General features: G+C 43.6%; 2 protein-coding genes. Both read left to right on the top strand.

Annotated features, from left to right (window positions below; all coding sequences use genetic code 11):
• Window positions 1-21: 21 nt before the first annotated feature.
• Window positions 22-12,282: an SDR family NAD(P)-dependent oxidoreductase gene (locus MY7_RS06160; RefSeq protein WP_007611159.1), complete on the top strand. Its 12,261-nt coding sequence runs from the start codon at window positions 22-24 to the stop codon at window positions 12,280-12,282.
• A complete protein-coding gene (locus MY7_RS06165) occupies window positions 12,282-17,045 on the top strand; it encodes a type I polyketide synthase (RefSeq protein WP_007611161.1) in 4,764 nt (1,587 codons plus the stop codon). Before MY7_RS06160 ends, MY7_RS06165 begins: the two co-directional genes overlap by 1 nt.
• Window positions 17,046-17,057: the final 12 nt, after the last annotated feature.

Below are 17,057 nucleotides of genomic sequence, written 5' to 3' on the forward strand. Positions count from 1 at the left end.
AGAAGAGGCGGGTGGAGGCCAATGGTTCATTTGAATAAACAGAATGCGGATATCGCGATAATCGGGGTTGCTTGCAGATTCCCCGATGCAGATCATTATCATGAATTCTGGGAAAACATAAATAGCGGCAAAGATTCCATCCGGGAAGTGCCGATTGAACGGTGGGATCCCGAACTTTATTATTCAGCTGATATCAGTATACCGAACAAAACAATCAGCAAGTGGGGAGGTTTTATTCATAAAGCTGACCATTTCGACCATAAGTTTTTTAATATCTCTCCCCGGGAAGCGAAAAACATGGATCCTGAGCAAAGAATCCTTTTAGAAGAAACTTGGCGGTGCATCGAAGATTCCGGGGTTTCTTTGCAGGATCTCCAGCGTAAAACCACTTCTGTTTTTGCGGGTATTATGAATTCTGACTACCGGCAGACAGGTAATGCTGAATCGGAAATCGACAGTTATGCCTGTTTAGGAAGTTTCGAAGCTATGCTTTCCAACCGGCTTTCATACACATTCGGTTTGACCGGAAAAAGCATGTCTGTAAATGCCGCTTGTGCATCGTCACTTGTTGCTTTACATGAAGCAGTTAAGTCATTGCGGACAAAAGAAAGCGATTATGCAATCGCATCGGGAGTAAACTTGAATTTCCAACCCGGAAAATATATTTCTTTTTCTAAAGCCAGAATGCTGAGTCCTGACGGCAAATGTAAAACTTTTGACGCAGCGGCGAATGGGTACGTTCCCGGAGAAGGGGCAGGCGTTGTATTGCTGCAGCGCCTTGGTGATGCAGTAAAAGCCGGTCACCATATATACGGGATCATAAAAGGGACAGCTGTTAATCATGGCGGTAAAACCCGTTCCTTAACCGCTCCCAGAGCAGAAGCGCAGTGCCGGGTCATCTCAGAAGCTTTACACAACGCTGCTGTCGATGCTGCGACGGTTTCTTATGTAGAAGCACATGGCACAGGAACATCTCTGGGCGATCCGATAGAAATAGAAGCATTGACAAAAGCGTATCGGCAATATACTGAGGATACTCAATATTGCAGGATCGGAAGTGTGAAAACAAATATCGGTCATACAGAAGCAGCAGCGGGAATGGCCGGATTGATAAAAGTTCTAATGATGATGAAACACCGGAGGGTTCCGAAAAGCCTGAATGTACATACGGTAAATCCAATTATACAGTTTGAAAAAACACCGTTCAGGCCGGCGCTTGATTCAAGTGATTGGAAGGCGGCAGACGGGGCTCCGCTCAGGGCGGGAATCAGCTCCTTCGGTTTTGGGGGTGTTAACTCTCACGTCATCATCGAAGAATTTATACATACAAAAGACGAATCTGACAGAAAAGGAAGGGTACCCTTCCTTTTTTCCGCTAAAAGTGAAGAAAGCATGAAACAAATGATACATCATTGGAGAACCTTTGCTGACGATTCTGAGGAATTTTGCAAAATATCAAATGAAGTGATCAGCAGCACCCTTTTAACGGGGAGGACATCGTTTGATTACAGGGCTGGTTTATTGGCAGGCAGCAAGGAGGAATTTAAAAATCAGCTTAAAGAGGGATTAAGTTTTCGGAGGAAACAAGATTCTGAATGGGCGCTTGCCATCGGTGACTTCAAATGGGAAAGTTATAAACAATTTGCCGTTTTGAAACGGGTGTTCCCTGATTTAGAAAAGAACGTAAGGCCGGTGCTGAAGGGTATACCAACATTGCACAGTTCATTTAAAAGAAAATGGACACCTGAGAAAATCCGCTTGTATTCTTTAGTTATCAATACGGAAATCATAAAAAGTATCCTGGCATCCGGTTTTAAGCCAAGCCTCATTACAGGCGCCGGAGACGGATATTACGTCGCTCTTGCAGCAGCGGATATCATCAAAATTGAAAAGGCCATTTCTGTAATCACAGGCGCTGAAAAACCTTCGCACATATCCTGTGAGCCGCCGTCCATTCCATTTGTCAATCCGTACACTTCAAAAACGTACCCGCCGGTTCGATTAAATGAAGATTATGTAAGGATGCTGCTGAACGGTCTGAGCTTCCCGGCTGATTTTACAGACCGCCTGTACGGGAAAACACGGCTGCTTCTTGAGCACCAATATACGTTTAAAGGGTTTTTAGAAGAGTGGGATAAAGCGGGGAAGACTCAGGAAATCGAGATTTTATCTTATATTGTGAATCGCACGGCGGATAAAAGCAATGCATTGCCGGCTGATGAGGAAGCGGCGATCATGGCTATCCTTGCCTCTATGAGAAGACTGTATAAGAGATGGGATTTAACAGATTATGATGGATTCTTTAATAATGATTATGTTCTGGAAATATTAAATTTACTTGATGAAGGAATCTTGTCTAAAGAACTTTTTCTGAGCATGTTATTGAAAAAGCAAGACGGAATTAAACAGGCTGTTGCTTGTATTAATGAGCAGCCGGCAGGTTTTTATGATAAGACTCGTTTTCCGTTGATGACAGAATACAATCAAATGGATGCCGTGTCTCAGGAGATAGCTGATCATATGCCGCATCACACGGAAGAAAAGGGAACGGAGCCGGATGTGGATATTTCTGATTTTTCAGTTTTCCAATTCGGATCGCTCCCTCCATCAGCAAAACTAAACAAAGCTGCTGCTTTTGAAACGGACAAAGCAGCTGATGAGGCTCTTTATCATTCATTTATGCAAATGTGGCTTTCAGGAGAAGAGATTGAATGGGCGAAACTAGGTGACTATCATAAAAGAAAAGCCCCGCTTCCGCCTTATCCGTTTGAGCGCTCTCAATTTTCTTTAAACCCTCAGCAGGTAAAATCAGACGCGGCTTTTTCAGAAAAGAAGAATCAGGCACTTTTTACGCCGGTATGGAAAGAAACCGCACTTGAGAATGAAGCGGACAGCGGACAAGCCTGTACTATTTTGTTGTTCTCCGGAAACAAAGACTATTTTGAAGAGATGAAAAAAAGAGAGAATACGTCCGCATATCTTATTATGCCCGGTGACCGTTTAGAGCAGATAAGCGACAGTGTTTTCACGATCAACAGGCAGCGTCCCGATGATTATCAAAGTGTCATTCGTCTGTTAAAAGAAAAAGGCGCAGCGCCCGATGCAATTTTGCATACGTGGTCTGAAAAACAGCCTGAACTGGAAGAAACACTCGAATCAGGAATTTATTCCGTGTTTTATCTGACTAAGGCTTTAATCAGCGAGAACCTTATAAACAAAGTAACGTTCATTTATACATTCAGCGCAGATCAAAAAGAAAAATTGCCGTATTTTGAAGGTGTGAACGGTTTTTTAAAATCGGTAAAACAAGAATATCCGCAGCTGCATTGTAAGACGGTTTGCTTTGAACATGATTCTGCAACCGTTTCATTTTCAGAGAAGGCTGCTATTCTTTATAAAGAAATAAACACAGCGCCTGATCGGCATATTCATATCACTTACAGAGGCTGCGTAAGATATGCACGGATGTTAGAGAAGCAGAGAGAAACATACACAAAGACCATTCAATACCCTGAAAAAGATAAAGTATATTTAATTACAGGGGGATTTGGGGGGATTGGCAGTAAAGTCGCTGAATATTGCGCGAAAACTGAAAGATCCACCATTATTCTATCGGGGCGATCTGCTTTAAACGGAGATAAGCAGAAACATTTAGAATACCTGAACAGCTTTAAAGCAAAGGTTTATTATGTACAGGCGAATATATCCGATAAAGAAGCGGTAAAAAAAATGATTGACGGTATTACCGATCAGCATGCAGGTCTTCATGGCGTCATTCATTGTGCAGGAGTTATCAAAGACTCGCTGCTTTTTCGAAAAACAAAGCAGGAACTTTCAGAGGTGATTGCTCCAAAAGTTCATGGCGCATTGAATCTTGATCATGCAACGAAGTCGCTGGAATTGGATTTTTTCGCCGTTTTTTCTTCAGTCGTCTCTATTGCAGGGAACGAAGGCCAATGTGATTATGCATATGCAAACGGCTTTTTAGATCATTTTGCCGAATATCGGGAACAGAAACGGCAAAATTCTCTGCGCAGCGGCCGCACGCTGACAATCAATTGGCCTTTATGGAAAGACATCGGAATGGGGGCGAACCTGTCAGGTCAAGGGCGGACGTCTCTTTTTCATGGTTCCGGGCTCGAAGAACTTCCTGCTGAAGCCGGAACGCAATGGTTTTCGCGGATTGTAACTTCGGGTCAGCTGCATAATATTGCAGTCTGCGGTGATCATGAGCGCTTTGAACAATTTATGCGGCAGAGATTTTTGACGGACGAAACAGAGACAGGCAGTGCCATTCCTTCGGCTCAAGGCGATATTTTGGATCAGACAGTTTTGTTTTTAACCAATATCATCTCCTCTGAGGTCGGTTCAGAACGGGAAGAGATCGATCAAGATGTGCATCTGGCTGAATATGGAATGGATTCGGTTATGATTCATCAATGCAACACAAAGCTGGAGCAGTCACTGGGAGCAATTTCGAAAACGCTTTTATTTGAATTTCATACAATCAGAGATTTAGCAGATCATCTTGTAAAGGAATATCCGGATCGGCTGGGGCGTTTATTTTCACGGGAGGAAAAAGGAAAACAGATTCAGAGCATTACCCCCGCCAGGCCGGAACAAAACATCACTGCACCTGCGGCGGAGGAAAAAGAACATCTTGACGGGATAGCGGTAATCGGTATCAGCGGCCGTTATCCCGGGGCTGAAAATATCGAAGAATTGTGGAAGCTTCTATCAAAAGAGAGAACCGCAATCACAGAAATTCCGAAAGAACGATGGAATTATGAGACCTACTATGATCCAGATCCCGCTAAAGCGCATGAGGGGAAAATTTATTGCAAATGGGGCGGATTTTTAAAGAATGCTGAATCATTTGATTCTTTGTTTTTCCAAATATCGCCGAGAGAAGCAGAAGCGATGGATCCTCAGGAACGAATATTTCTTGAAACCGTGTGGAAAGCATTTGAAGATTCGGGATATACCATTGAAGGGTTGAGAAAGCAGACCGAAAAACATGTCGGTGTATTTGCGGGAGTGACAACCAATTCTTACAAGCTGCTCGGCGAAAGAATACCGACGGATAAAAACGATGTACTTCCAAATTCGTTCCCATGGTCTCTCGCGAACAGAGTGTCTTACACATTTGACTTTACGGGTCCCAGTGTCCCTGTAGATACGGCTTGCTCTTCATCCTTAACGGCAATTCACATGGCTTGCCAAAGTTTAACAAAGGGTGAGTGCTCGGTTGCGGTTGCGGGAGGAGTAAATTTGTATCTTCATCCTTCTGACTATTTATACCGATGTCAGATGGGGATGCTTTCAAAATCGGGAAAATGCAGAAGTTTTGGAGAAGGCGGCGACGGTTTCGTACCCGGGGAAGGTGTCGGGGCCGTTATTCTTAAACCGCTTAAAGATGCCATACGTGATAATGATACTGTGTACGCGGTCATTAAAGGAACGGCAATTAATCACGGCGGAAAGACAAATGGCTATACGGTGCCTAATCCTGCCGCACAGGCGGATTTAATTCAAGGAGCTCTTAAAGCGGCCGGTTGGAGCGCCAGAAGTGTCAGCTTTATTGAAGCCCACGGCACGGGGACGCCGCTGGGTGACCCGATTGAAGTCCGAGGCCTGACCAAGGCGTTTAGAGCTTATACCGAAGATGTTTCATATTGCTCTCTCGGATCGATTAAATCTAACATCGGTCATCTCGAAGCGGCTGCGGGTATTGCCGGCCTGACAAAGATTATCTTACAAATGAAGTATAAAAAAATAGCCGCAACACTGCATGCTGAACGGGTGCATCCGGATCTTTATCTGGAAGAGACACCTTTTTGTCTTCAGCAGGAAACCGCCGACTGGATAAAACCCGCGAATGAAAAACATTCTGACAGCAAATATCCGCGGCGCGCGGGATTAAGTTCTTTCGGAGCGGGTGGGGCAAATGCTCATATCCTTGTGGAAGAGTATGAGTCTGCTGCTGACTGTCATACGGATTGTGAGGAAAGTGAGGAACTTATCGTACTCTCAGCCAAGCATTCACTGAGTTTACGGGAATCGGCAAAACAGCTGGAGGAATATCTTCAAAAGGCCCGTCATAAGCAGGACGAGTTTTTGCAGCAAGCGGGAACAAACAAGCCGCTTCACCTTTCTGATATTGCGTATACCCTTCTTGAAGGGCGCGAAGCCATGCCGGAAAGGCTTGCTGTCATTTCAAATAATATCGATGATCTGATGTTGAAATTAAATCACTTTTATAATGGAATTGACGATCACGAAATATTTAGAGGGAAAAAACCGAATCATAAACGCAGACAGCAGCAATCGGATTCTCCGCTCAAATCCGGCAGAACCACATTAGCCGAAATGGCTGAATTCTGGGTATCAGGAGGCAATTTAAGCTGGGAAGATTTCCGCACCGGCAGAAAACCGGCAAAAATTGCGCTTCCGACTTACCCTTTCTTAAAAAACAGACTGTGGGTGTCAAATAAGGCGCAAACAAAATCAGCAGCCGGTACAGCTCCTTTATTTGATTTTTCTGCAGGTGAGTGCCGATTTTATAAAACGCTTTCTGATTCTGAATATTATTTAAAAGATCATGTTGTGCATGGGAATATGGTTCTGCCCGGAGCGGCAATCATCGAAGCGGCCAGAGAAGCGGGAGAGAGGCTGTACGGAAAATCAGTCAAAAAACTGAGTCAGGTTGTATGGCCGGTTCCAATAACCGTTGAAAAAGAAAAGACGATAATGATAGATCTGCTGCCGAATCAAAAAGACGGCAGATTTGTGGTGAAAACCGATCTGCAACCTGAAGCGGCAGTTCACTGCCAAGGAAACATTATCACATGCGGAGATAAAGATGCCTCTCATACAGAGCGTTTTCAATTGGACAGCTGGTTAACCGGACAGAAGAGATTAATCAGCGGCGCTGAGTGTTATAGGACCTTCCGGCAGAGCGGTTTGGACTATGGAGCCAGCTTTCAGGTAATAAAACAGCTGTTTATCCATGAAAATGCTGTTCTTGCACGAATATCACTTCCTGAGAGCATTCATAAAAAATCCGGCACGCTGCTGGAACCGTGTTTATTGGATGGCATTTTTCAATCCACAACCGGGTTTATGTCCGGTCAAGAAAGGGATCACACCGCATATTTGCCTTTTGAATTAGGTGAGCTGGAGATTCTTCATGCACCTTCGGCAAACGGCTATGCTTACATTACAGCTGCCGATGCAAGACAACATGAGGATGTCAAAAGGTTTCATATACTATTTATGGATGAAAACGGATCTGTAAGTCTTAAAATAAAAAACTTAGCGTTGAAGGCATTAAGGGCTACACCTCCGACTCAAGGTGAGCGGCATTCAGTTAAGTATTACACTGACATGTGGAAGCGCGCCCCTCTGCTTCATCAGCTTGAAGCCAGCGGTTTAAACAGCTGCCTTGTGATTTCACTCCGTCGGGATATATCAGAACCGCTGATCCGCCAGGCATATAAAGATATCGGCTTGAACATGATCTTTGTCCGCCATGGCGGCAGTTTTCAAGAAAAAGAAGCTGATTCCTTTGAATTGAACAGCGTCAAACTTGACGGCTATCAGAAATTGCTGGCGATTCTTAAAGAAAGACAAGTGACAATTGACCGCGTCATTTTAATCGGGATGAGCCCTGAAACGGGAATTGAGCATAACATTCGTGAAAAGCTGGAAGAGGCTGTTTTGCCGGTTTTCAATGTAACGAAAGCTCTGCTAGCAACAATCCCAAGACATAAAATCCTGATATCACATGTATTTTTCACAAGGGAAAATCAAATCTTACCTTATCAAATGGCAATCAGCGGCTTTTTTAGGTCGCTTCATTTAGAACATCCTATGTTGTCCGGTAAAAATATTGAAATACACAGCGACGAAATTCAGTTACAGCTGAACGCCGGTCTGCCTGAATTAAAAAACCTTGTGAAAGAAACAATCATCAGCGATGATACTTCTTCAGAAATCAGATACAGAGATGGAATCAGGCAGGTAAAGCACTCTGCAGAAATTGAAAGTGCCGAGCCCCCCAAAAAGATGGAAGTAAAAGAAGGGGGAGTTTACCTCATTACAGGAGGAACAGGCGGTCTGGGACTGATTTTCGCCAGACATCTTGTGCGAAAAGGGAGAATAAAACTTGTCCTTATCGGCAGGTCAGAGCTTTCTGAGGAAGCCATAAGCAATGTAAAAGAGCTCGAAAAAAACGGATCAGAAGTTTTTTATGTAAGAACCGATATTTCTGATAAGGACAATGTCAACAACCTGATAAAACTCGTCAAAAACAAATTAGGTCCTGTTAAAGGAATTATTCACAGCGCCGGTGTGATAAAAGATTCATTACTCATCAATAAGTGTGAAGAGGATCTCGATTCAGTCTTGGCCAGCAAGGTTTACGGAACGATATGGCTTGACCGGTATACAGACAGAGAACCTCTGGACTTTTTTGTTATGTTTTCATCTATCAGCGCAATAATAGGGAACGCGGGACAAACCGATTATGCTTATGCAAACCGATTTATGGATTATTTTGCGGAAATGAGAGCGGCGGAAAATAAACCTGGAAAAACAGTCTCGATTAATTGGCCTTTATGGAAAGAAGGCGGTATGCAAATTGACATTCATTCAGAGAAGTTCCTTTATGACCGTTTCGGAATGCTGCCTCTGGAAAAACGGGAAGGCCTTGCAGCATTTGATCAAGCAATGACAGGGTGTGAACATCAAATAATGGTATTTAGCGGTAATGAATTAAAGCTGGAACGAATGATAACGATTGACAGCGGAAAAAGTGACCCGGCAATCGCCGACGAAAATCAAGAACCGAAAGAGCTGTCAATAACTGAATCTTTAAAAAGCACTTTGACGCGCATCATCACCGGCGTATTAAAAATTGAAGAACGGGAATTTGATTTTGAACTGCCGATAAGTGAATACGGATTTGATTCAATTATGTTTACAATGCTAGGCAACGAATTAAACGAGTCATTAGGAATATCAATGATGCCGTCAGATTTTTTCGGTCTTACTGATTTTAATGAACTTCTTGAGTTTTTAAAGAGTGAGTATTCCGAGGAGCTTCATCTCTGCGGCTCTTTTTCTTCAGATGAATCTGCGGCGAAAGACAGGAGAGAAAATCTGATTGAGGGCATCGCAAAGATGATGTCAAGTATTTTAAAGATTGACAGAAAGGAAATAGAAGAAGAGACTTCATTCGGCGAGTACGGATTTGATTCTATTACGTTTACCAGACTCGGAAATGAAATCAATCAACAATATGGTACGGAGTTATTGCCGTCCATTTTTTTCGAATGCAATTCACTGGCTGAACTTACTGATTATGTAATCGAGCAATACGGAGAAATCCTTTTTGCTGAGACAGAATCTTTTTCTGCAGCTGACGAAAAAACATTGTACAGCACGCCTCCGCCGGAATCCTATGAACATTCCCCTGAGCCTGAAAACAAAACCAGGCAAGAGGAAAGACATATGAATGAGCCGGTTGCAATAGTGGGAATAAGCGGCCGTTTCCCCCAAACAGATACGCTGGAAGACTTTTGGGAAGGAATTGAAAAAGGGCGGGATATGATTACAGACATTCCTGAAGACCGTTGGGACTGGAAAGAGTTTGACGGCGATCCGATCAGGGACGTCAATAGAACAAAAATAAAAAAAGGCGGATTTATCAAAGGCGCGGACAGTTTTGATCCGTTGTTTTTCGGGATTTCTCCCGCCGAAGCAGAATTAATGGATCCCCAGCAAAGAATTTTTATGGAGACTGTATGGAAAACAATAGAAGATGCGGGCTATAAGCCATCTGATTTGGCAGGGACGAAAACCGCGGTGTTTGCAGGGGTCGCCACAACGGATTATGCTGAACGTCTGAATGAAAATGGCGTCTCTGTTCAGGCGCAGACCGCAACCGGTTTAAATCATTGTATATTGGCAAATCGTATTTCTTACCAGCTGAACCTGACGGGTCCGAGCGAACCGATTGACACTGCCTGTTCAAGTTCGTTAGTTGCGCTTCATCGTGCGGCTGAGGGAATTCAAAGAGGCGATTTTGAAATGGCGATTGCAGGCGGTGTGCATATTATGACAAGCCCTACTCTGTTTATAGCTTTTGATAAAGCAGGTATGCTTTCCAAAGACGGAAAGTGCAAAACGTTTGATAAAAGCGCTGACGGCTATGTAAGGAGTGAAGGGGCGGCTGCAGTATTGCTTAAGCCGCTCAGTAAAGCACAGGCAGACGGTGATCATATATATGGTTTGATTAAAGGGTCAGCTGTAAATCACGGCGGCCGCGCCAATTCTTTGACAGCTCCGAATCCGAACGCACAGGCGGACTTATTAACCGAAGCTTGGCGGAAGGCGGGGATCAGCCCTGCCACTGCGGGATATATAGAAGCGCATGGCACAGGGACAAGTCTTGGCGATCCGATTGAAGTAAACAGCATCATAAAGGCATTTAAAACGTTATATCAAGAATGGGACATTCCTTTTGCGAAACAGAAATGCTGCGGAATCGGGTCTGTGAAAACAAACATCGGCCATCTCGAAACCGCTGCCGGAATAGCCGGAGTGATGAAAGTGTTACTGGCTTTTAAATATCGCAAACTTCCGGGACTCGCCCATTTTTCAGAACTCAATCCATACATCAAACTGGAAAATACGCCATTTTATATCACAGAAACCGCTCAAAAGTGGAATCCGATAAAAGATGAAGAGAACAACGATCTGCCGAGGAGAGCAGGTGTCAGCTCATTCGGATTCGGCGGTGTGAACGCGCATATTGTTTTAGAGGAATATAGGGAACCTCAAAAAGAAGTGCCGGAAAACAACGGTAACACACATATTTTTGTTTTATCTGCGAAAACCAAAGATCAATTACTTGAGTATATCCGGCTTATGCTTCAGTACTTGGATCGCGTGATTGCCGGTGAAATGACCGTTAATGCCAGTGACATGGAATTTACATTGCAAAACGGCCGGGAAGCAATGAACGAAAGAATTGCCGTATGTGCAGCGAGTCTGACTGAGCTGAGAGATAAATACGTCAGCTTTCTTGATGACAGCAAGGTGCAAAAAGGCGTATTTATAAGCGAAAACACTGAAGAGCGCACAGCTGTTTCTGAATATATGATTGAGGAGGCTCTTCAAAGCGGAAAAGAGGAGCTGCTCGCACAATGGTGGGCCAATGGAGCCGAGTTTGAATGGAAGACAATCGGCAATAAGAAATTGAATAGAGTGCCGCTGCCAACTTATCCGTTTGCAAAAGAGAGTTATTGGTTTACTCCGAAAAAGAACAAAAGCGAGGTTAATAGCAAAAGTCTTCACCCATTAATCAGCGAGAATGTCTCAACATTAAAGAAACAAGCATTTAAAACTGTTATTTCCGGAACTGAATTTTTCGTCACTGATCATCTTGTTTCAGGAGACTATGTGCTGCCAGGAGCCGCTTCGCTTGAAATGGCTCTTGTTTGTGCGGAAATAAGCGGAGAAAGTAAAGTATATAAAATAAAAGACGTGATGTGGAACAGACCTATATTATATAAAGGAAAAACGCTGCACATTAATACCGACTTGGACATGAAACAAGATAAGTTGAACGTAACGATATGTAAAGAGGGTCCGGATGGCGTGCAGCAAATCTGCACACGAAGTGAAACAGTATTCGGAGACATAAACAGCAATCCTGAGTATGTCGATATTGATAAGTTCAAACGCAGCAGTGGGCCGGTCATAAGCCGGGAAGAGTGTTATCACCGCTTCAGTCGTATGGGCCTGACATATCATAGCAGTTTTCAAACGTTGAAAGCCGTATACCGCAGTGGTATGGAGTTAATGGCAGAATTGGAGCTTCCGGCTCATTTAGCGAACGGTTTTTCACATTTTACACTCCATCCTTCATTAATTGACGGCGGTTTTCAAGCGGCTGCATTTTTGTTAAGAGATAATGAGAAAGAGGGCTTATTTGTTCCATATTCACTTAGAGAGCTTCACATTAAGAGAGCGCTTACTGCCCGATGCCATGTTTCGGTGAGAGAAACCGGTTTTTATACGTATAACATTGATTTTATTAACGAGAGCGGCGAAATAGCCGTGAGCATGAAAGACTTTTCTGTCAGAAAAGTGACCGGGGGAGAATTAACCGCAGAACGTAAAAATGAAGATCAGGAAATTCTCTTCTTATTAGAACAATTGAAAAACGGTGAACTTTCTGCTGACCAAGTTTATCAGCTGCTGGAGGGAAAATAGTGCAGATCAAACAAATACTTTCCTTAATTGAAGAACAGCAAATGTCTCCTGATGCAGGACTGGAGCTAATTCGCACTTACAGAAAAGAACAAATGGAAAAAAAGGCGGAGCAAGCTCCGTCCCCAACCATTTTTTTTAAGAACGATTGGGTAAGGACAAATAACATTGATATACCGAATCAGCAGGAACCGGGGAATATGCTGATTTTTGATCAGGATAACCGTCTTTTTCAGCATGCCGAGATGTTGAATGGAGATCATAACCGTGTCATTCTCGTAACGCCCGATTCTGATTATAGAATTGAACGGAATAGATGCACAATCAATCCTTCTGATGAAAGTCATGTCGAAATGCTGCTGTCTGATTTGGCTGAAAACGGATTTACACCTGATGTCGTGCTTTATTTATGGAACGGAGAAATCAGAGAATTCACTGAAGAATCCGTTAATGAAACTCTTTGCAGAGGGATAAACTCGCTCTTTTTATTATCAAAAGCTTTAATGCGGAGAAACGAACCTGTTACGTTATTGCATATTTATTGGACAAGGGGTCTGAATCAGCCGTTTCATGAAGCTGTCGGAGGTTTCATGAAAACGGTAAACATGGAAAGCTCCAAGCTTAAAGCGAAAACCATACAGATTCGCCATGAGCATTCTGACATAAATCCTCCGGTTTCCGAGATATGGGATGCTGTAATCAGTGAAATGCAGCGCTTTCAAACGGATGAATGTGAGATTTTAATAGACTCACATACCCGTTTTGTGAAAGGGCTGCGGCATATTGATATTCCGGAACACAATAAAGGATCTGTAACGTATCAAAAAGGCGGCATATATATTATTACCGGAGGAGCCGGAAAACTCGGGCTGCTGTTTGCGGAACAAATCGCTAAAGAAAACCAAGCCGTGATTATACTTACAGGCCGTTCTTTTTTAACAGCTGATCAAAAAGAACGGATCAGTAAGCTTAATGAGAGCGGCTCTATTATTGAATATCAGCGGACGGACATAACAGATCGAACAGATGCAGAGCGATTCATTTTCGGCGTTAAACAGCGGTACGGCAGCATAAACGGGATCATTCATGCTGCCGGCATCCTTCGTGACTCATTTCTTGTAAATAAAAGTCTCAGTGATTTTACGGACGTACTGAAACCGAAAGTTTACGGGACAATCTGGCTGGATGAGCTGACAAAAGACGAAGAGCTTGATTTTTTTGTTCTCTTTTCTTCTTTTTCCGCTTACGGAAATGCCGGCCAAAGTGACTATGCGTACGCAAATCATTTTATGGACAGTTTTGCAATGCTTCGATCTCAGCTCTCCCGAAACGGAAAAACACTATCAATCAATTGGCCGTTATTGAAAGATGGCGGGATGAGTCTCGACAGCAATGGAATCAACCAAATAAAAGAAAAATACGGAATGACGCCGATGCGAACTTCCTCTGTTTTGGAAGCGTTTCTGAAAATGCTGCGGTCTTCATTTACCAGCTTAATGCCTGCAGAAGGAGAGCGGGATAAAATGATAAAAGCGCTTTCGATTCAAAGAAACACAGCTGCAGCAGATCAAGATACACTCACGGCGGAACACGATGAAGAAGAGGAATATGCTGCGAAAGAAAAAGTCAATGACTATTTAATCAAGATCATCAGCGGTGTCTTGAAAATCCAAGCTCATAAAATAAATGCGAAGGACTCTTTTGAGAAATTCGGAATCAACTCACTTATGATCATGTCACTTATTTCAAAGCTTGAAGATACTTTCGGGGATCTTCCAAAAACAATCTTTTTTGAATATCAGAACATTGAAGAGCTTTCAAACTTCTTCCTAACATCTTTTAAAGAAAAAGTGCTTAAGGCCGCAGGGGCAGCTCCGGTAACAAGAGTGCAGAAGAAAGGAGAAAATCCAAGTAAAAAACAGCACCGGCAGCAGAGGGTTGCAGCTGCACCGAGCATGGTTCAGCCGGGTGAGGATATTGCCATTATCGGTGTGAGCGGAAGATATCCGAATTCCGATACTCTTGAGGAGTTCTGGGAAAACATTGCCGGAGGGAAAAACTGTATTATTGAAATCCCCGAGGAACGTTGGGATTTCAGATCGATTTACAGCCCCGACAGAATGGAGAAGGGGAAAATCAACAGTAAGTGGGGCGGTTTTATCAGCGGTGTTGATCAATTCGATCCGCTGTTTTTCCACATTTCTCATAAAGAAGCTGAGCTGATGGACCCTCAGGAGCGAATTTTTCTCGAAACCTCCTGGCATACGTTTGAAGATTCAGGATATACAAAAGAGAAGCTTAACGGTATGAAAGCCGGTGTGTTTGTCGGAGCCATGTACGGACAATATCAATTATTCGGCGCAGAAGAAACTGCGCGGGGCAATCCGATTGCGCTCAGTTCCTTCTTTTCATCTATTGCGAACAGGGTTTCATACTTTTTTAATCTCTCCGGCCCGAGCATTGCACTGGATACGATGTGTTCATCATCGCTGACGGCCATTCACTTGGCATGTGAGAGCATTAAAAGAGGGGAAAGTGAAATTGCGCTTGCGGGCGGCGTTAATGTGTCCATACACCCCAGCAAATACCTTTGGCTGAGTCAAGGTAATTTTGTTTCCACCGAAGGATTGTGCAGAAGTTTCGGAGAGGGCGGAGACGGCTATGTCCCGGGAGAAGGTTCGGGAGCCGTCCTGTTGAAACCTCTGGAAAAAGCAATTGCTGATCAGGATCATATATACGGAGTAATTAAAGGAACATCTGTAAATCATGGCGGAAAAACCAATGGATTTACGGTTCCGAATCCGAATGCACAAGCTGAGCTGATTGCTGAAAATTTCAAGAAATCGGGCATCAGTCCGCGATCCGTCAGCTACTTGGAAGCACACGGAACGGGTACTTCGCTCGGAGATCCGATTGAGATCGCAGGATTGACCAAAGCTTTTGAGAAATTTACGGACGATAAACAATTTTGTGCCATAGGTTCAGTGAAGTCTAATATCGGACATTTGGAGTCTGCCGCAGGTATAGCAGCCCTTACAAAAGTTCTTTTGCAATTTAAGCATCAGAAATTGGCGCCATCCATTCACTCGGAACAGCTGAACCAAAATATCCGATTTGAAAAGACGCCTTTTTACGTTCAGCAGACAGAAGAAGAGTGGCGGAAAGAATCAGGCGCCTCCAACAGGAGAGCAGCAATCAGTTCGTTCGGAGCGGGAGGAGCAAATGCCCATGTCATTGTGGAAGAATATCAAAACCATGCGGACACACAAACAATAAGCGGTCCGTTTGCCGCAGTTCTCTCTGCCAAAAATGAAGACAGACTGAAAGAATACGCCCGGCGCCTTCTGCAATTCACGGAGCGGGAGACAAAGGCCTCGGCAGCTGATATCGCTTTTACATTGCAGACATGCAGGGAACCGATGGAAGACAGACTTGCTGTTGTAGCTTTCGATTTGCCGGAACTTAAGGAGAAGCTGAGAACTTTCTGTACTGAAGGAACAATTGGAGAGGGCGTATACAAAGGCAATGTTACGAAAGATTTTGATAAAGTCTTTATCTTTCATGATCAAAAGATGAAAGATAAATTCCTCGAGGCGATGATGGAGACAAAGGACTTGAATCTTCTTGCAAAATTATGGTCTTTCGGGGCTGATATTCAATGGAGAGAGTTATATGAAGAATATACCCCGCAAAAAGTCAAGCTTCCTTTATATCCATTTGCTGAGGAGTCTTACTGGGTGCCTGGAAGCCAAAGTGCAGTATTTCCGGAAATATTGCCGCAGCAGTCTTCACTGCACCCGCTTCTGGATTCGAATGAATCTACTCTGGAACAGCAGTTTTTTAAAACGACATTAAGAGACAAAGAGATTTGGTTAAAAGACCACATTGTAAAAAACAAGAGCATTCTCCCGGCAGCTGCTTTTCTTGAAATGGCATGCGCAGCGGGAACGCGGTCATATCGAAAGAAAAAGGTCACTCGTTTAAAAAACGTGATATTTGCCAGACCGGCCATGCTTTTGCAAGAGAGCCTGACCATTTACACTCACATTTCCGTAAAAGACGGCAGCATATTATTTAACATGTCACCTGACGAGGATGCTGCTGTAAGGACTGGATTTGTGACGGGGGAATTAGATTATGATCATCATTACAGTGATGATGATATAGAGAACATCGACAGACAAGAGATGATAAACAGAAGTGCTTTTGTCCGTGAACAAGATGAATGTTACGAGTATTTTCGGGAAAACGGGTTCCTGTATGGGCGCGCTTTTCAGCCGATTCAACGTTTATGGGGCGGCGGAACGGAAGCGGTTGCACACTTATTGCTGCCAAAAGAAGCCGCATATGCTCTTGAAAATTATACATTGCATCCGTCTTTAATTGATGGGGCTCTGCAATCTTTGTTCGGCATTACGGACGGAAGAGAAGAGGCATCTGTTTATGTTCCTTTTTCAATAGGAGAGATTACGATTCGGAAAAAAGTTTCAGCAGAATGCTGGGCTTATGCGCGTAAAACAGGCCAAAAAGGTCAATCCGAGCTTATTTACGATATTCAGCTGCTTAATGAACACGGAGAGAGACTTGCAGGTTTGAAGGATGTAACCATTCGTAAAAAAGAAACGTTTTCCGCGGAGGCACAGAATCGTGCAACAGCGGATTCCAATGGAAAGAACGAGAGAGTAAAAGAGCTCCTCAGACAATTAAAAGCGGGCGAACTGACTGCGGAGGAAGCAGATTATGCGCTGGAGCGTATGCAGAATTAGTTTATCATTTTG

Source organism: Bacillus sp. 5B6 (assembly GCF_000259405.1).
Lineage (GTDB): Bacteria > Bacillota > Bacilli > Bacillales > Bacillaceae > Bacillus > Bacillus velezensis.

Excerpts from the sequence above, each read along its gene's own strand:
- MY7_RS06160 (WP_007611159.1), top strand. The coding sequence starts at position 22 with ATGGTTCATTTGAATAAACAGAATGCGGATATCGCGATAATCGGGGTT.